The organism is Streptomyces sp. UF-297 (genome assembly GCF_058245575.1).
Genome location: NZ_JBSIBZ010000093.1, coordinates 22,063 through 38,669, shown reverse-complemented (window position 1 = coordinate 38,669; position 16,607 = coordinate 22,063). Strand labels below are relative to the sequence as shown.

Genomic DNA, 16,607 nt, shown 5'->3' with positions numbered 1-16,607 from the left:
CGACAGCCGGTTCCTCCGGTCTGTCGCGGCGCCGCGCCGTCGGTAGGTGCGGGCTACCAGCCGCGCTCGCGCCACTCCGCCAGGTGCGGGCGCTGCGCACCGAGCGTGGTGTCCGCGCCGTGGCCGGGGTAGACCCAGGTCTCGTCCGGCAGCCGGTCGAAGAGCTTGGTCTGCACGCCGTCGATGAGGCTGGCAAAGCTCTCCGCGTCGCCCCAGGTGTTGCCGACGCCGCCCGGGAAGAGGCAGTCGCCGGTGAACAGATGGGGGTGGCCGTGCGGGTCGTCGTAGACCAGCGCGATGCTGCCCGGGGTGTGGCCGACCAGGTGGCGGGCGGTGAGCCGGACCTGACCGACGGTGATGGTGTCACCGTCCTCGACCAGCACGTCCGTGGGTACGGGAATGCCCTCGGCGTCGTAACGGCCCGCGTACGTACGGGCCCCGGTGGCATCCACGACCTCACGCAGCGCGCCCCAGTGGTCGCCGTGCTGATGCGTGGTGACGACGGACGCGACGCCGCCGTCACCGATCAGGTTCAGCAGGGTGTGCGGCTCGGCGGCGGCGTCGATCAGCAACTGCTCGTCGGTCGCCCGGCAGCGCAGCAGATAGGCGTTGTTGTCCGTCGGGCCGACGGCGACCTTCGAGATCATCACGTCGGTCAGCTCGTGCACATCGGCCGGGCCGCCGACCTTCACTGCTCCGGTGTAGGTCATGAACCCACCCTAGAGGCACTGCCGTGGAGCCACCCTGACCGGGCGCCTCACAGCGGCGGCAGCGGGGGAAGGGCGGCACCTTGCGTGTCCAGGCCCGCGCCCTTGGTGCGGCCGGTCAGCCAGCCGACGAGGGCGGCGGGGGAGCCGGTCACCACCAGCGGCGTGCCCTCTCCGGCGCTGGTGCGGCCCGTGCGCCAGCTCCGTCCGTCGTGCGTCCGCAGCTCCAGCGGGGGCACCTGGTCGCGCCCCGCGAGCTTCACCGTCGCCATGAACTCCAGGTCGGTGTCGACGAAGAAGGCCGGGAGCTGGTCGACGCCGTAGCCCACGCCCAGGTCGATGTGGTGCAGTTCCAATTCGGCCAGCCGCCGGAAGGGCAGCCGGGCGGCCCGTTCGATCACGCCGTTGCGCATCTCCACCTCGTACGACCAGCGCTCGGGCGGCAGCGCGTCGGCCGCCTCGTTGAAGCGGGCCGCGCTGGCGCGCAGGTCGTCCAGGTGTGCGGCCAGCGAGCGGTCCGCGTCCCGTTCGATGTCGGCGTCGCGGGAGGCGGCGCTCTCGTACATGGCGGCGGGGACGCCGGTGCGTGCCCAGGTGAGCAGGTTGACCAGCGCGTCGGCATTGCGCGCGAGGTGGGCCAGGATGTGGCCGCGGGTCCAGTCGGGGAGGAGGGAGGGCTCGCCGATGGCGTCGTCGTCCAGCTTGCCGACCGCGACGAGCAGGCGGTCGGTGGCTTCGCGGACGGCTGCCGCGTCGTGCGCGAAGTCATACGCGTTGTCGGTCATGGTCCGAAACTAGCGCCGCCGGGGCGACTTCGGGACCCGGCCCGCACCAATCAGGACGACTCCCTGGCCGAATCGGCGCGCCCCTGCCCCCGCACCGCGGTCTTCCGGTGCCGCGCCAACTGGCCCGGCCGGCCCGGCCCGTACGCTCCCGGCGCCCGCGCACTCGCCCGCACCGCGCGCTGCCGAGGCGTTCGCTTCGGCAATGAACTCATCGCGGCAGCGCGCTGGATGGGCCGACTCAGGCGACGGACCGGGGGATACTGCCTGCTCTGACCGGATTGCGGGCATCGCGGAGCCCCTTGCTTCTGCGACCGCACCGGCAACGGGGAGCGCAGGAAAGCCCCCGTGTCCGTCACCGTGCCCGAACGCCTGGAACTCGCCGCCGGGCGCCGTACGCCCTAGCCCGAAGCCGCTCACCGGTTCCGGCTCACCGAGCGCAAGCACATCAATCGGCCGATCCTCCAGGGCTGCCGAACCACAGGCGCAGGGCATCCTCCAGCGCGGCGAGTGCGCCGGTCCCGCCGGTGCTTTCGCCGTCCGTGCCCGAAGTGCCGTACGGGTCGGGGGAGTCGGCGGCCCAGGCCACGATGCCGTCCGGGCGGACCAGCACGCCGGTCAGCTCCGGCCGCCCGGGACAGGCCGCCGTCACAACGCGCACCCGGCCGTCGTAACCGGCAGCGCGCTTGCGCAGTTCGGCGTCGTCGGCGAGGTCGAGCAGCAGCGCGGTCCCGTCGTGGAGGTGGCCGGCGAGCCGGGTGCCGTCGGCGAGTTCGAGGTCGGGGGCGCTGCGGCCGGTCAGCGGGTGGCCGCCGGGGAGGTCGTAGTGCTGCCGGACGCCGGAGATCTTCTTGGCGAAGTACGTCGTGCCGGCCATGGTCCCCGCCAGCTCGCCGACCACCGAGCGCAGCGCCCGCGCGTGCGACTCCGGCCGCATCAGTGCCACTTGGGCCCGCGTCCACTGAAGCACCCAGGCGCCGATGGGGTGCCGCTCGGCGGTGTAGGTGTCCAGCAGCCCCTCGGGCGCCCGGCCGCGTACGGTCGCGGCGAGCTTCCAGCCGAGGTTCATCGCGTCGCCGATCCCGAGGTTGAGGCCCTGGCCGCCGAAGGGCGAGTGCACATGGGCGGCGTCGCCGGCCAGCAGGACGCGCCCGCGGCGGTAGTCCGACGCCTGGCGCGCGTTGTCGGTGAAGCGGGTGGCGGTGTGCACCTTGGTGACCGTGACGTCCACGCCGGAGACGTGGCGCAGGCTGCGCTGGAGGTCCTCGGCGGTGACGGGCGCCCGGCGGTCGGCGGGCGGTCCGTCGAACTCCACGGTGAGGATGCGTCCGGGCATCGGCCCGTGGGCGTAGATGCCGGTCGGCGTGGAGTTCCAGCCGGCGCCCAGCAGCTCGGCGCCCTCCATCTCCACCAGCGCCTGATGGCCGGTGATCTCCGGGCCCGTGCCGGGGAAGTCGAAGCCGCCCAGGCGGCGCACCGTACTGCGGCCGCCGTCGCAGCCCACCAGCCAGGAGGCGCGCAGGGAGGTGTCCTGGGTGTGCACCGTCACCGCGTCCCGCTCCGCCTCGAAGCCCGTCAGCTCCGCGCCCCGGCGCACCTCGACACCGAGTTCACCGGCCCACAGGGCGAGGATGTGCTCCAGGTCCGCCTGCGGTACGAGGCCGACGTCACCGGCGGGGCCCGCGCGGTGGAAGTCGGGGTCGTCGGCGTCCAGCAGGTCGCCGCGCAGCATGATCCCCGCGAAGTGCCCGGCGAACTTCGGCGGCTGCCGCACCGTGGGGGCGGCCGCGGCCTCCCGCTGCGCGAGGAAGGAGGCGAACCGTTCCAACCCGCGCCGCTGCGACTCCGCCAGCTGCGGCAGCAGGCCGCGCCGGTAGAAGGCCTCGGCGGTGGGGGTGTTGACGGCCCCCGCCTTGATCGTCGTGTCCACCTCGGTCAGCCGCTCCAGTACGAGTACCGAGGCGCCGCCCAGCGTGAGTTCGCAGGCCAGCGTCAGGCCCACCGGGCCGCCGCCCGCCACCACCACGTCGTAGTCCGTGTCCGCTGCTCTGTCCGTGCGTATGCCCATGTCCGTGTTCGCGCTCATGCCGTTCACTATAGTCACTAAAAAAATGTTGCAGCTAAAATATTGGTCATGAGCGAAGACAGGAAGGGCGCGGGGGCGGGCGACGGCCTCACGCTGCGCCAGCGCAAGAAGATGCAGACCCGGCAGCGCATCTCCGGCGAGGCCACCCGGCTGTTTCTCCAGCGCGGCTTCGAGGACGTCACCGTCGCCGAGGTCGCGCGGGCCGCCGAGGTCTCCACGATGACGGTCTTCAACTACTTCCCACGCAAGGAGGACCTCTTCCTGGACCGGATCCCGGAGGCCCGCGAGCTGATCGTCACCGCCGTGCGCGAGCGCGCCGAGGGCGAGCCGCCGCTGGCCGCGCTGCGCCGGCTGCTGCTGGGCATGGTGGAGCGGCGGCACCCGCTGGGGGGCGTGGGGGAGGGGTACGGCCGTTTCTGGCAGGTCGTGCGGGAGTCGCCGGCGCTGCGGGCCCGGGGGCACGAGGCGGTCGAGGAGCTGGAGGGCGTGCTGGCCGGTCTGTTCGCTGAGGCGGCGGGCGAGGGGGCAGGGGCCGGGGGCGAAGGAGGCGCGGCGTACCGCCACCGGTTCGCCGCCGCGCTGATCGTCGCCGCCTGCCGTGCGGTGTACGCCGACGCGGTGGCCCGGCAGCTGGCCGGTGACCGGGTCGAGGATGTCGCCGTTGAGCAGCGGGAGCGGCTGCGCGGGGCCTTCGATGCGCTGGAGCGGGCGCTGCCGCAGGGAAGCTGACGGCCGCGCCACACGTTTGGGTGAATGGGGCTTGCCGCTGCCGTAAATCGAATGCGCGTGCTATAAGCTCGTGAACGGCATCAGAAAGACATCGTTGCGGCGCCCCCCATACCCTGGGGCGGGGGTGCCTCGCATCCCGCCCCTCTCAAGAAAGGTGCCGACCGGCGTGGCCGACCGTCTCATCGTGCGTGGCGCTCGCGAGCACAACCTGAAGAACGTCTCGCTCGACCTCCCCCGCGACTCCCTCATCGTCTTCACGGGCCTCTCCGGTTCGGGCAAGTCCTCGCTCGCCTTCGACACGATCTTCGCCGAGGGGCAGCGGCGCTACGTCGAGTCGCTCTCCTCCTACGCCCGGCAGTTCCTCGGGCAGATGGACAAGCCCGATGTGGACTTCATCGAGGGCCTGTCCCCCGCGGTCTCCATCGACCAGAAGTCGACCTCGCGCAACCCGCGCTCGACGGTCGGCACGATCACCGAGGTCTACGACTACCTCCGGCTGCTGTTCGCCCGCATCGGCAAGCCGCACTGCCCCGAGTGCCGCAGGCCCATCGCCCGGCAGTCGCCGCAGGCCATCGTCGACAAGGTGCTGGAGCTTCCCGAGGGCAGCCGCTTCCAGGTGCTCTCGCCGCTGGTGCGCGAACGCAAGGGCGAGTTCGTCGACCTCTTCGCCGACCTGCAGACCAAGGGCTACAGCCGCGCGCGGGTGGACGGGCAGACCGTCCAGCTCGCCGAGCCGCCCAAGCTGAAGAAGCAGGAGAAGCACACCATCGAGGTGGTCATCGACCGCCTCACGGTCAAGGACGGCGCCAAGCGCCGCCTGACCGACTCCGTGGAGACGGCCCTGGGCCTGTCCGGCGGCATGGTCATCCTCGACTTCGTCGACCTGGACGAGGACGACCCGCAGCGCGAGCGGATGTACTCGGAGCACCTGTACTGCCCCTACGACGACCTCTCCTTCGAGGAGCTGGAGCCGCGCTCCTTCTCCTTCAACTCGCCCTTCGGCGCCTGCCCCGACTGCACCGGCATCGGTACGCGCATGGAGGTCGACCCGGACCTGATCGTCCCCGACGAGGACAAGTCGCTGGACGAGGGCGCCATCCACCCCTGGTCCCACGGCCACACCAAGGAGTACTTCGGCCGCCTGGTCGGCGCGCTCGCCGACGCCCTGGGATTCCGTACGGACATGCCGTGGGCCGGTCTGCCGCAGCGCGCCAAGAAGGCCCTGCTCAACGGCCACAAGACGCAGATCGATGTGCGCTACCGCAACCGCTACGGCCGCGAGCGCTCCTACACCACGGCCTTCGAAGGCGCCGTGCCGTTCGTCAAGCGGCGGCACAGCGAGGCGGAGAGCGACTCGGGCCGGGAGCGCTTCGAGGGCTATATGCGCGAGGTCCCCTGCCCCACCTGTGAGGGCACCCGCCTCAAGCCCATCGTGCTCGCCGTCACCGTCGAGGGCCGTTCCATCGCCGAGGTCTCGGCCATGTCGATCAGCGACTGCGCCGACTTCCTGGGCGAGATGCGGCTCAACGCCCGCGACAAGAAGATCGCCGAGCGGGTCCTGAAGGAGGTCAACGAGCGGCTGAAGTTCCTGGTCGACGTCGGCCTGGACTACCTCTCGCTCAACCGCGCGGCCGGCACCCTCTCCGGCGGCGAGGCCCAGCGCATCCGCCTGGCCACCCAGATCGGCTCCGGCCTGGTCGGCGTCCTCTACGTCCTGGACGAGCCCTCCATCGGCCTGCACCAGCGCGACAACCACCGCCTCATCGAGACGCTGGTGCGGCTGCGCGACATGGGCAACACCCTGATCGTCGTCGAGCACGACGAGGACACCATCAAGGTCGCCGACTGGGTCGTGGACATCGGCCCGGGTGCCGGCGAGCACGGCGGCAAGGTCGTGCACAGCGGCCCGTTGAAGCAGCTGCTGGCCAACAAGGACTCGATGACCGGCCAGTACCTGGTGGGCAAGAAGTCCATCCCGACGCCGGACATCCGCCGGCCCGCCGACCCCAAGCGGCAGTTGACGGTCCACGGCGCGAAGGAGAACAACCTCCGCGACATCGACGTCTCCTTCCCCCTCGGCGTCCTCACGGCCGTCACCGGCGTCTCCGGATCCGGCAAGTCGACGCTGGTCAACGACATCCTCTACACCCACCTGGCGCGCGAGCTCAACGGCGCCAAGTCGGTGCCGGGGCGGCACACCCGGGTGGTCGGCGACGACCTCGTCGACAAGGTCGTGCATGTCGACCAGTCGCCCATCGGCCGCACCCCGCGCTCCAACCCGGCCACGTACACCGGTGTCTTCGACAACATCCGCAAGCTGTTCGCGGAGACGATGGAGGCCAAGGTCCGCGGCTATCTGCCCGGCCGCTTCTCCTTCAACGTCAAGGGCGGCCGCTGCGAGAACTGCTCCGGCGACGGCACCATCAAGATCGAGATGAACTTCCTGCCGGATGTGTACGTGCCGTGCGAGGTCTGCCACGGCGCGCGCTACAACCGCGAGACGCTGGAGGTCCACTACAAGGGCAAGTCCATCGCCGAGGTGCTGGACATGCCCATCGAGGAGGCGCACGGCTTCTTCGAGGCGGTGCCCACCATCGCCCGCCACCTCAAGACGCTCAACGAGGTCGGCCTGGGCTACGTCCGTCTCGGCCAGCCCGCGCCGACGCTGTCGGGCGGCGAGGCCCAGCGCGTCAAGCTCGCCTCCGAGCTGCAGAAGCGCTCCACGGGCCGTACGGTCTACGTCCTGGACGAGCCGACCACCGGTCTGCACTTCGAGGACATCAGCAAGCTGATCAAGGTGCTCTCCGGCCTGGTCGACAAGGGCAACTCCGTGATCGTCATCGAGCACAACCTCGATGTCATCAAGACCGCCGACTGGGTCGTGGACATGGGCCCGGAGGGCGGCAGCGGCGGCGGTCTGGTCATCGCCGAGGGCACGCCCGAGCAGGTCGCGGCGGTCCCGGCCAGCCACACCGGCAAGTTCCTGCGCGACATCCTGGGCGACCGGGTGAGCGACGCGGGCCTGCCGGCGAGCGGCCGCGCGGCGAAGAAGACCACCAAGGCCGCGGCCAAGAAGACGGCCAAGAAGGCGGCTGCGGCGTCCGGGCCCTCCGCCGCCAAGAAGACGGCGGCGAAGAAGACCGTCGCGGCGCGCAGCGCCACGGCCAAGAAGACGGTCTCCGCGCGGACGGCCGCCCCGGCCGGGACGGCAGCCGCCAAGAAGACGGCCGCGGCGAAGAAGACGGCGCCGACGGCGAAGAAGACGGCGCCGACGGCGAAGGCGAAGTCGGCGCGGGCCAAGGGCGGTTCGGCGAAGTAACCAGGGCTTGGCCCGGGTCACTGCGCCGGCCCGGGTCATGACGACGGCCCGTGGTGGAGAATCCAGGTTCTCCACCACGGGCCGTCGGTCTGTCCGCACCCGCCGCCCCCCCGTACGGGCGGCTCAGCCGCGGTGCGTGCCCCGCCGCCGCAGCCAGTACGCCACCGTGACCACGGCCAGCAGCGGCCCCCAGGCCAGCAGGGGCGCGTAACACACCGTCATCACCACGGCCGCGGCGCCCGAAGGGGAATCGGGGTCCGCCAACTGCGCGCTCCACCCGCCGAACGCGGCCGGGAAGGTGATGCAGATGACCGCCACCGCGCCGAGCCCGGCCGGTATCACCGCGGCGAACACGGGGATGTTCCGCCCGCCCAGCCAGGGCACCCAGCGCGGCACCCGCTCGCCCCAGCCGCTGATGAGCCCCAGCGTCAGCAGCCCCAGCCCCTCCGCCGCCAGGCTCAGCGCGAACAGGTAGAACGAGGTCCAGCCGGGGAAGTTGCTCGCATGCAGCGGGTAGCCGGGGGCGAAGCCGGAGGGCACACCGAGCGCGATCGCGCACCGCCACAGCCCCGAGGGCACAAGCGTGAGCGCGGCGGCGTGCGCGGCCCACCGGACCGCCCGGGGAACGGACGGTGCCGCGGTCGGGGCCGCTGGTCTGCCGTGGACGTCATCGAAGGCGGCGCGCAGGTCTGTCAGCAGGGCGAGGGGGAGACGATGAACGGTGGACAACGGGCGGGGAGGGGCGCGGCCCGCCGCGACCGGGCGGTGGCCGGAGCGGTCGCGCTGCTGTGCGCGGCGGCGATCGCGGCCGTGGGCATCGGCGACGGCGCGAGCGCTCCGGGCATCGCCCCGGCCATCGCGGCCGCAGGGCTGCTGCTGTGGGCGCTGCTGTGCCTGCCGCGCTCACGCTGCCGCCTGGCCCGCCCGCTCGCGCTGATCGCGGCCCTCTCGCTGGCGGCGGCCTGCGCCTTCCCGCCCACCACGGAGCTGCGTCCGTGGCTGAAGTTCGCCGAGTCGGCCGCGTTGCTGGCGCTGCTGGGCATGGCGGTCCGCTGGTCGCCGTGGCGCCGGGCGGCGGTGGCCGGGGGACGGACGGCCGGACGGCCGCGACCGCCCCACTCCTGGAGCAGACCCCATGACCGGCAGCGCCCCCACCCGTATCCTCCTGGCCGACGACCAGGACGACATCCGCAGCGGCTTCCGCCTCATCCTGGACTCGCAGCCGGACATGACGGTCGTCGGCGAGGCCGCCGACGGCGCCACCGCGCTCGAACTCGCCCGGCACCTCAGGCCCGACGTGGTGCTGGCCGACATCCGCATGCCGCGCCTGGACGGCCTGGAACTCACCCGCCTGCTGACCGGTCCCGAGGCCGCGGCGCCCGCCCGGGTCGTGGTCGTCACCGCCTTCGACCTGGACGACTATGTGCACACGGCGCTGCGCAACGGCGCCTGCGGCTTCCTGCTCAAGCGCTCGGGACCGGCCCTGCTGATCGAGGGGGTACGGGCGGCGATGGCCGGAGACGCGTTGATCAGCCCCCAGATCACCGTACGGCTGCTGCGGCAGCTCGCCGCGCCGCAGCAGCCCGGGTCCCTCGCCGAGGAGGCGCCCGCCGCGCTCACCGACCGCGAGCGCGACATCGTCCGCCTGGTCGCCCGCGGCTTCACCAACGCCGAGATCGGCGCCGAACTGTTCATCTCGGCGGGCACGGCCAAGACCCATATCGCCAACATCCAGGGCAAGTTGAAGGTCCGCGACCGTGTGGCGATCGCCGCCTGGGCCTGGGAGACGGGGCTGATCCCGCCCCGCCCGTAAGGGCAACGCCCTACAGGCCCAGCTCCGCCGCGTACGGAGGCTCCGCGCCCGCCCGCGAGCAGGTGACGGCGGCGGCGCGGGCCGCGAAGCCGAGGATGTCGCGCCAGTCGTCCCGGCCCAGCGCGGTGAGTGCGGCGGGGGACAGGGCGTCGTGGGCGTCCAGACGGTGCAGCAGCGCGGCGTTGACCGTGTCGCCCGCGCCGATCGTGTCGACGACCGCCACCGGCGCGCCCGGTACCGTCAACTCCCCGCCGCCCGGCGTCAGTACGGTCAGCCCGTCGCCGCCCCGGGTGAGCACCACGGCCGCCGGACCAGCCGTCAGCCACTCCTTGGCCGCCGCCGCCACGCCGTCGGCGGTGTCCGTACCGGCCAGCCACCGCGCGTCCTCCTCCGACAGCTTCAGCAGCGCGACATGCGGCAGCCAGCCCCGGAAGCGGGTGCGGTAGGCGTCGGGGTCGGCGATCAGCCCGGCCCGTACGTTGGGGTCCAGCGCGGTGAACACCCCGCGCTCCGCCTCCCGCCGCAGCAGCGCCTCGTACGCGCTCGCGCCCGGCTCCAGCACCAGCGAGCAGGTGCCCAGCGACAGGGCGCGCACTCCCTCGGGCAGCGCCGGCGGCAGGGTGAACAGGCGGTCGGCGGTGCCCTCGACGTAGAAGCCGTACCCCGCCGAGCCGTCCGGGCTGATGTCCGCGAGCGCCAGGGTGGTCGGCTCGGCGCCGCGCTGCACCAGCGAGGTGTCCACGCCCGCCGTCCGCAGCCCGTCGAGCAGCGAGTGGCCGAAGGTGTCCGTGGAGATCCGTGAGCAGAAGGCGGTCGGCGAGCCGAGCCGGGCCAGCGCGAGCGCGGTGTTGTACGGGCCGCCGCCGCGCCGTGGCAGCAGGGCGGGCAACTCCCCTGCCGGGGAGGGGCCCTGAGGTCTGGGCACGAGGTCGATCAGGGCCTCGCCGGCGACGACGATCACGTGGTGCGCTTCCTTTCCGTAAGGGGGCCCGCGATGGGGGCTTCGGTGGGGTCCTGGGTACGCCCCGGCTCCGCGCACCCGCACGAGGTCCGGTGCACGAAGGCGCAGGGCAGCCGCAGCGTCCGCGGCGCCCGCTCCGGCTCGGCCAGCCGGTCCAGCAGCAGCCGGACCGCCGCCGCACCTATCTCCCGGCTGGGCTGGGCGATCGCGCTCAGCCGGGGCTCGAAGAGATCGGCCCAGGAGAAGTCGTCGAAGCAGGCCAGCGCGATGTCGCGGGGCACCGTGAGTCCCATCGCGCGCAGCGCGCGCAGGGTACCGATCGTCATGGCGTTGTTGGCGGTGATCAGCGCGGTGGGCGGCTCGGGCGCGGCGAGCAGATGGCGGGTGGCCTCGGCCGCCCCCTCCGCCTCGGAGTTGCCGCCCGCCAGCAGCTCCGGCGCGAACGGCAGCGAGCGGGCCCGCAGTCCCTCTCGGTAGCCCCGCACCCGCTCGGTGGTGGTGCTCAGCCCGGGGAGCCCGGCCACTAGGCCGATCCGGGTGTGCCCCAAGTCGGCCAGGTGTTCCACCAGTTGGCGCACCGGCCCGGCGTTCTCGGCGCACACCTGGTCGTGCGCGTCACCGACGAGGCGGTCCAGGAAGACGGCCGGCACCGCGCGCCGCGTCAGGTACTCCACCATCCCCGCCGGCTGTGCGGACGGCGCGACGATCATGCCGTCCACCCGCCGCTCGTGCAGCAGTTGGACCACCTTGCGCTCGTGCTCCGGGTCGTCGTGCGGATCGGCGATCAGCAGGCTGTAGCCCGCTTCCAGGGCGCTGGACTCCACGCCCTGCAGGATCTCGGTGAAGTACGGGTTGCTGATGGCGGAGACCGCGAGCCCGATGGAGCGGGTACGGGAGGTGACCAGCGAGCGGGCCAGGGTGTTGTGGGTGTAGCCCAGCTCGTCGATGGCGTCCAGGACGGCCTTGCGGGTGTCGGGGCGTACCGGCCGGGTCTCGTTGAGCACATGCGAGACCGTGGCCACGGAGACCCCCGCCCGCTTGGCCACGTCGACCATCGTTGTCATCCGCCTCGTCCTCCCCGAAACCGCCGTTGTCGCAGGTGCTCAGTCCATCACAGCTCATCACAGCGTAGACGTAAACGCTTGCGCAAACGTTTACGGGCGGGCTATCTTCCCGACACCCAACGGCACGAAGACCTGCCGCACCAAGCCGCACAAAGACGTGAGGAGCCGCCGATGCGCGCTGTCGTGGTCACCGAACCGGCCCGGGCGGGCAGCCCCGGCAAGACCGCCCTGGTGGAAGCCCCCGACCCCAGGCCCGAGCCCGGGGAGGTCGTCGTCCGCGTCACCTCGTGCGGACTGTGCGGCACCGACATGCACATCCTCGGCGGCGAACTGCCGCCGGTGACCTACCCGGTGATCCCCGGCCACGAGCTGACCGGCGAGATCGCCGAGCTGGGCATGGGCGTCAGCGGCCTGGCGGTGGGCGACCGCGTCGCGGTGAACCCCAACATGCCCTGCGGCGCCTGCCATTACTGCCGCATCGGCCGCGGCAACCTGTGCGAGGACTACCGCGCCGTCGGCGTCACCCAGGACGGCGGCTTCGCCGAACGGGTCGCCGTCCCCGCCCGCTGCTGCCACCTGCTGCCCGACACCCTCTCCGAGGCCGCGGCCGGCCTGATCGAGCCGCTGTCCTGCGCCGTGCACGGCCTGAGCCGCCTGCCGCGCCGCCCCGGCGAGCACTACCTGATCTACGGCGCGGGAACGATGGGCCTGATGATGGCCGCGCTCGTACGCACCGCGGGCGCCGCCTCCGTATCGGTGGTGGACCTCAACGAGGACCGCCTCGCCTTCGCCGAGTCCTTCGGCCTGGACGCCGCGGTCGGCCACGCCGACAAGCTGGGCCGCGCCCCCGGCTTCGAGGTCGTCATCGACGCCACCGGCGCCGTCCCCGCCATCGAGGACGGCCTGGGCCGGGTCCGCAAGGGCGGTACGTTCCTCCAGTTCGGCGTCGCCGACCCGGCCCGCACGGCCACGTTCTCCCCGTACCGCGTCTACAACAGCGAGATCGACATCATCGGCTCGATGGCCGTCCACAACAGCTTCCAGCCCGCCGTCGACGTGCTCGCAGCGGGGCTGGACCTTGACGCGCTGGTCAGCGACGTCCTCCCGCTCGACGCCTTCGACGAGGCCGTCACCCGCTTCCGCGCCGGCACCGGACGAAAGATCCACATCGCGCCGCAGCGGACCGGCCGATGACCCGGCCCTCCCGCACCAAGAACGCTCTGATCTGGGTCTTCGGCGCCCTCGGCGGCATCCTGTGGGGCTATGACACCGGCGTCATCTCCGGCGCCATGCTCTTCATCAAGAAGGACATCGCCCTCACCCCGCTCCTGGAGGGCATGGTCGTCTCCGGCCTCCTGGTCGGCGCGATGCTCGGCGCCGGGCTCTCGGGCCGCCTCTGCGACTCCTGGGGCCGGCGCAAACTGATCCTCGCCGCCTCCGCCGTCTTCATCCTGGGCACCCTCGGCGCCTCCTTCGCGCTGGGCCCCTGGACGCTGATCGCCTTCCGCTTCGTCATCGGCGTCGGGGTCGGCATCGCCTCCGTGGTCGTCCCGCTGTATCTGACCGAGCTGGCGCCCAAGCACCTGCGCGGCGGGCTGACCTCCCTGATGCAACTCCTGGTCACCGTCGGCATCTTCCTCGCCTACGTCACCGACTACCTGCTCGCCGGCGCCGAGGCCTGGCGCTGGATGATCGGCCTGGGTGTGGTGCCCGCCGCGATCCTGGCGATCGGCATCGTCACCCAGCCCGAGAGCCCGCGCTGGCTGGTCGGCAAGGGCCGCGCCGAGGAGGCCCGTACGGTGCTGACCCGGCTGCGCGGCGACGCGGCCGCCGCCGGGGACGAACTCGCCGAGATCGAGCGGACCGAACGCGCCGAGCGCGAGCAGAGCGAGTCCCTGACCCTGCGCCACCTGCTCTCGCCGCGCCTGAAGCCCGTCTTCGTCGTCGGCATGCTGCTGGTCTTCTTCCAGAACTTCGTCGGCATCAACACGATCATTTACTACGCGCCGACCCTGCTCACCGACATCGGCTTCGGCTCCAACGGCGCCATCCTCGCCAACGTCGGCATAGGGCTGCTCAACATGCTGATGACGCTGCCCGCCATGCGCCTGATCGACCGCAGGGGCCGCAAGCCGCTGCTGCTCTTCGGGGCGCTGGGCATGTGCACGGCCATGGTCCTGCTGGCGGTCGTCAACCTCTCCGACCTCGGGTACGGGGCCCTGCTCTCCACCCTCACCCTCTTCGGTATCGCGCTCTACATCGCCTCCTTCGCCGTCTCCTGGGGCCCGGTGCAGTGGGTGATGCTGCCCGAGCTGTTCCCGATGCGGATCCGCGCCGCCGCGGTCGGCCTGTGCGTGATCTTCAACTGGCTGTTCAACATGATCGTGGCGCTGGTCTTCCCCTCCCTGCTCAGCGCCTGGGGCGCGGGCGTGAACTTCCTCTTCTTCGCCGTGACGACCTTCCTGGCCTTCGTGTTCGTACGAAAGCTGCTGCCGGAGACCAAGGGCCGCAGCCTGGAGGAGATCGAGCAGGATCTGCTGCGCGGCAGGGGGCACCGGCCGGGGCGCGCCGAAGCGGACGGATCTGTGCCGGTATCGTCGGGGACCGACGCCGTCAGCTGATCTTGGGAGCAGGAACATGAGCAAGTCCCCCGCCCGCCGGACCGTGCTGCGAGGGGCCGCGCTCGTGGGCGCCGCCGGGCTGGGAGCGGCCGCCTGCACCTCCGGTGACTCCGGCAGCAACGCCTCCGCCACGCCCACCGAACCCGTCGAGCTGGGGGCCGCCTCCGAGGTGCCGGTCGGCGGCGCCAAGCTCTACCGCGAGCAGCGACTGGTCGTCTCCCAGCCCGCCAAGGGCGAGTTCAAGTGCTTCGGCGCGAAGTGCACGCATCAGGGCTGCGTCCTGGACAAGGTCGAGCGCCAGCAGGGCAACTGCCCCTGCCACGGCAGCCGCTTCGATGTGACGACGGGCCAGGTCCTGCAAGGGCCCGCCACCGCTCCGCTGCCCGAGGTGCCCGTCAAGGCACAGGGCGGCAAGCTCATCGCGGGCTGATTCGCGGCGGCCCGGATACGGCCGAAGTTCGTCCCCCGGAGCCCGCGAAGCGGCGTTCCGGGGCCCGCCGAAGGGCCCCGGCATGGCCCAATAGGCGCTCTCCCCTTGATTCCCGCCGGTGACTAGCGTGCCTGCGCGCGGGGGATCACCTGGGGAGAAAGGGCGCACTGACGTGCTGTATCACCTGTTCAAGAACGTGTTGATGGTGCCGCTGTTCCGGTGGCTGTTCCATCCGCGGGTCGAGGGGATGAGCCACATTCCGGAACAGGGCGCGGCGATCATCGCCGGGAACCATCTGTCCTTCTGCGACAGCTTCCTGATGCCGGCGCTGTTAAGGCGCCGGGTCACGTTCCTGTGCAAGAAGGAGTACTTCACCGGGCGCGGCATCAAGGGGCGGCTGACGGCCGCGTTCTTCCACGGCATGGGCGGCATCCCGGTGGACCGCTCGGGCCGGGGCGCGGGAGCGGCCGCGGTCGAGGCCGGGACGCGGGTCCTGAGCGGCGGCGAACTGCTGGGCATCTACCCCGAGGGGACGCGTTCGCACGACGGCCGGATGTACAAGGGCCGTACGGGCGTGGCGGCGATGGCGCTGCGCACGGGCGCGCCGGTCATCCCGTGCGCCGTGATCGGGACGTTCGAGGCCCAGCCCGCGGGGCGGCGGCTGCCCCGGCTGGTGCCGATCACGGTCCGCTTCGGGGAGCCGCTGGACTTCTCCCGGTACGAGGGGCTGGAGGACCACCGGGCGGTGCTGCGGGCCGTCACGGACGAGATCATGTACGCGCTCCTGAAGCTGTCGGAGCAGGAGTACGTCGACCAGTACGCCAGCGAGGCCAAGGCACAGCAGCACGAGCGCGTACCGGTCGCCCAGGCGTCCTGAACCGCCGGGCGCCGCCGGAGGAGAAACGTTCCTCTCCGGGCGGCGCCCGCAGGCGGCGCATCGGGGGCGGGCGCCTCGCGTCCGGGGCCGCGGGGCCCTCGCGTCAGCCCCAGTCCCACCCGATGCCCAGGATTCCCGGGCGCACCCCCTGTTCCACCAGGTGCACCGCCCGGTGGTGCCCGCTGAGCGTCAGCTCCTGCCGGCCGCTCTGCGGAGCGCCCGCCGAGACCTGGGAGAAGCTGCGGCAGCGCACCGGCAGCGCCGCCTCGTCGAAGCGCACCTGGAGGACGTACTGGCCGCCGGCGAAGCTGAAGCCGCGTACGTACTCCGCGCTCGGGCCCCCGCTGCCGTCCTCGAAGGCGTACCCGAGCACATAGGTCTCACCGGCCCGCAGCCGGGCGTCGAAGAGCAGCTCGGCGACCACCACGGCGGCCCGCGCGTCCCAGCGCACCCGCCCCAGGCGGCAGTTGTCCAGTGCCCGCACCACCACCTGCGACGGGTCGCAGCCCGCGTCGCCCCGGTGGATGGCGATGTAGCGGTCCACGCCGTCCCGGTGGGCGCGCACGACCTGGAGCGATTCGCGGCCGCGCAGCTCGCGGCCGGCCCCGATGCGGACCCGCTCGTGGTGGCCGACGGTGTGCAGCCCGCCGTCGGAGGGGGCCTCCAGGTCGGCGAGGAGCCGCTGCAGGGCGTCGGAGGAGTCCACCAGCGAGCGGTAGGAGCGGGCGGCGGGCCGCTCCGCCTCCGGGCCCGTGCCGCCCTCGGGGACCAGCAGCCGGTGCAGCGAGCCCTCGGGCAGGTCCAGTACGTCCTCCAGGGCGCGCACTGCCCGCAGGGACTCGGGGCGCTGCGGGCGGCGGGCGCCCTGCTGCCAGTAACTCAGGCTGGTCACCCCGACCTTGATGCCGCGCTGGGCGAGCTTGTGCTGCACCCGGTGCAGGGCCAGGCCACGGGCGGCCAGCGCGGTGCGCAGCGCCAGATGGAACGGTCCGGTGCGCAGGATCTGCGTCAGTTCGGCCGAGGTGGCCGGCTGTCCGTTCCCGGCATCCGGCCCCTCCTCGGCCATCTCTCTCGTACCTCTGGTCCCAGTCGTCTCGGGAGTGCTCCGTGTCATTGCCTCCACCCTCCGGCGCGCGCGGTGAACATTCACAACCGGGCTTCACACCGCGTGCCACCCCTGCCTGTTGTGCGCAGTACGCCGGGCACGGGGCGTTCACA

General features: G+C 72.3%; 15 protein-coding genes. 7 read left to right on the top strand and 8 right to left on the bottom strand.

All coding sequences use genetic code 11. The features are described from left to right. Positions 1–53 precede the first annotated feature (53 nt). The 3 genes from AC4IJH_RS36225 to AC4IJH_RS36215 all read right to left on the bottom strand — a co-directional run bounded on the left by AC4IJH_RS36225 (position 54) and on the right by AC4IJH_RS36215 (position 3,575). Positions 54–710 carry an MBL fold metallo-hydrolase gene (locus AC4IJH_RS36225; protein ID WP_490856222.1) on the bottom strand — a complete coding sequence of 219 codons (657 nt, stop codon included), beginning with the start codon at positions 708–710 and terminating at the stop codon, positions 54–56. Positions 711–757: 47 nt separating this feature from the next. Further along, on the bottom strand, positions 758–1,492 hold the full coding sequence (locus AC4IJH_RS36220; RefSeq protein ID WP_490856221.1) for a maleylpyruvate isomerase family mycothiol-dependent enzyme: 735 nt from the start codon (positions 1,490–1,492) through the stop codon (positions 758–760). A 445-nt stretch (positions 1,493–1,937) separates the two neighbouring features. Next, positions 1,938–3,575, bottom strand: coding sequence for an FAD-dependent oxidoreductase (locus AC4IJH_RS36215; protein ID WP_490856220.1), 1,638 nt, complete (start codon positions 3,573–3,575; stop codon positions 1,938–1,940). Between the two features lie 48 nt (positions 3,576–3,623). On the opposite strand from AC4IJH_RS36215, the gene AC4IJH_RS36210 reads away from it, so the two are divergent. Together AC4IJH_RS36210 and uvrA are read left to right on the top strand one after the other, a co-directional pair. Continuing rightward, entirely contained in the window at positions 3,624–4,304 is a 681-nt protein-coding gene (locus AC4IJH_RS36210; RefSeq protein WP_490856219.1) for a TetR/AcrR family transcriptional regulator, read from the top strand. 166 nt (positions 4,305–4,470) lie between these two features. Then, entirely contained in the window at positions 4,471–7,623 is a 3,153-nt protein-coding gene (gene uvrA / locus AC4IJH_RS36205) for an excinuclease ABC subunit UvrA (RefSeq protein ID WP_490856218.1), read from the top strand. 123 nt (positions 7,624–7,746) lie between these two features. Here uvrA and AC4IJH_RS36200 read toward each other — a convergent pair whose 3' ends face one another. Both AC4IJH_RS36200 and AC4IJH_RS36195 read right to left on the bottom strand, forming a co-directional pair. Continuing rightward, positions 7,747–8,352 carry a hypothetical protein gene (locus AC4IJH_RS36200; protein WP_490856217.1) on the bottom strand — a complete coding sequence of 202 codons (606 nt, stop codon included), beginning with the start codon at positions 8,350–8,352 and terminating at the stop codon, positions 7,747–7,749. Then, positions 8,316–8,666 carry a hypothetical protein gene (locus AC4IJH_RS36195; RefSeq protein WP_490856216.1) on the bottom strand — a complete coding sequence of 117 codons (351 nt, stop codon included), beginning with the start codon at positions 8,664–8,666 and terminating at the stop codon, positions 8,316–8,318. Before AC4IJH_RS36195 ends, AC4IJH_RS36200 begins: the two co-directional genes overlap by 37 nt. Positions 8,667–8,758: 92 nt before the next feature. Between AC4IJH_RS36195 and AC4IJH_RS36190 the strand changes: the two genes are divergently transcribed. Next, positions 8,759–9,436: a response regulator gene (locus AC4IJH_RS36190; protein WP_490856215.1), complete on the top strand. Its 678-nt coding sequence runs from the start codon at positions 8,759–8,761 to the stop codon at positions 9,434–9,436. A gap of 10 nt (positions 9,437–9,446) precedes the next feature. On the opposite strand, the gene AC4IJH_RS36185 is transcribed toward AC4IJH_RS36190, so the two are convergent. Together AC4IJH_RS36185 and AC4IJH_RS36180 are read right to left on the bottom strand one after the other, a co-directional pair. Next, positions 9,447–10,397: a carbohydrate kinase family protein gene (locus tag AC4IJH_RS36185; RefSeq protein WP_490856214.1), complete on the bottom strand. Its 951-nt coding sequence runs from the start codon at positions 10,395–10,397 to the stop codon at positions 9,447–9,449. Continuing rightward, positions 10,394–11,461: a LacI family DNA-binding transcriptional regulator gene (locus tag AC4IJH_RS36180; protein WP_490856213.1), complete on the bottom strand. Its 1,068-nt coding sequence runs from the start codon at positions 11,459–11,461 to the stop codon at positions 10,394–10,396. The genes AC4IJH_RS36185 and AC4IJH_RS36180 overlap by 4 nt, the downstream gene beginning before the upstream one ends. Before the next feature lie 171 nt (positions 11,462–11,632). Here AC4IJH_RS36180 and AC4IJH_RS36175 point away from each other — a divergent pair, with 171 nt between their 5' ends. The 4 genes from AC4IJH_RS36175 (at position 11,633) to AC4IJH_RS36160 (ending at position 15,389) form a co-directional block, all read left to right on the top strand. Continuing rightward, positions 11,633–12,655 (top strand): zinc-dependent alcohol dehydrogenase family protein, encoded by a 1,023-nt coding sequence (locus AC4IJH_RS36175; protein ID WP_490856212.1) that lies wholly within the window; start codon positions 11,633–11,635, stop codon positions 12,653–12,655. Then, positions 12,652–14,082 (top strand): sugar porter family MFS transporter, encoded by a 1,431-nt coding sequence (locus AC4IJH_RS36170; RefSeq protein ID WP_490856211.1) that lies wholly within the window; start codon positions 12,652–12,654, stop codon positions 14,080–14,082. Before AC4IJH_RS36175 ends, AC4IJH_RS36170 begins: the two co-directional genes overlap by 4 nt. 16 nt (positions 14,083–14,098) lie before the next feature. Beyond that, entirely contained in the window at positions 14,099–14,512 is a 414-nt protein-coding gene (locus AC4IJH_RS36165) for a Rieske (2Fe-2S) protein (protein ID WP_490856210.1), read from the top strand. Between the two features lie 172 nt (positions 14,513–14,684). Further along, positions 14,685–15,389: a lysophospholipid acyltransferase family protein gene (locus tag AC4IJH_RS36160; protein ID WP_490856209.1), complete on the top strand. Its 705-nt coding sequence runs from the start codon at positions 14,685–14,687 to the stop codon at positions 15,387–15,389. Positions 15,390–15,492: 103 nt separating this feature from the next. Here the strand turns inward: AC4IJH_RS36160 and AC4IJH_RS36155 are convergent, their stop codons facing one another. Then, a complete protein-coding gene (locus AC4IJH_RS36155) occupies positions 15,493–16,455 on the bottom strand; it encodes a hypothetical protein (protein WP_490856208.1) in 963 nt (320 codons plus the stop codon). Positions 16,456–16,607 lie beyond the last annotated feature (152 nt).

Excerpts from the sequence above, each read along its gene's own strand:
- AC4IJH_RS36225 (WP_490856222.1), bottom strand. The coding sequence starts at position 710 with ATGACCTACACCGGAGCAGTGAAGGTCGGCGGCCCGGCCGATGTGCAC.
- AC4IJH_RS36220 (WP_490856221.1), bottom strand. The coding sequence starts at position 1,492 with ATGACCGACAACGCGTATGACTTCGCGCACGACGCGGCAGCCGTCCGC.
- AC4IJH_RS36215 (WP_490856220.1), bottom strand. The coding sequence starts at position 3,575 with ATGAGCGCGAACACGGACATGGGCATACGCACGGACAGAGCAGCGGAC.
- AC4IJH_RS36210 (WP_490856219.1), top strand. The coding sequence starts at position 3,624 with ATGAGCGAAGACAGGAAGGGCGCGGGGGCGGGCGACGGCCTCACGCTG.
- AC4IJH_RS36195 (WP_490856216.1), bottom strand. The coding sequence starts at position 8,666 with ATGCCCAGCAGCGCCAGCAACGCGGCCGACTCGGCGAACTTCAGCCAC.
- AC4IJH_RS36190 (WP_490856215.1), top strand. The coding sequence starts at position 8,759 with ATGACCGGCAGCGCCCCCACCCGTATCCTCCTGGCCGACGACCAGGAC.
- AC4IJH_RS36180 (WP_490856213.1), bottom strand. The coding sequence starts at position 11,461 with ATGACAACGATGGTCGACGTGGCCAAGCGGGCGGGGGTCTCCGTGGCC.
- AC4IJH_RS36175 (WP_490856212.1), top strand. The coding sequence starts at position 11,633 with ATGCGCGCTGTCGTGGTCACCGAACCGGCCCGGGCGGGCAGCCCCGGC.
- AC4IJH_RS36170 (WP_490856211.1), top strand. The coding sequence starts at position 12,652 with ATGACCCGGCCCTCCCGCACCAAGAACGCTCTGATCTGGGTCTTCGGC.
- AC4IJH_RS36165 (WP_490856210.1), top strand. The coding sequence starts at position 14,099 with ATGAGCAAGTCCCCCGCCCGCCGGACCGTGCTGCGAGGGGCCGCGCTC.
- AC4IJH_RS36155 (WP_490856208.1), bottom strand. The coding sequence starts at position 16,455 with ATGGCCGAGGAGGGGCCGGATGCCGGGAACGGACAGCCGGCCACCTCG.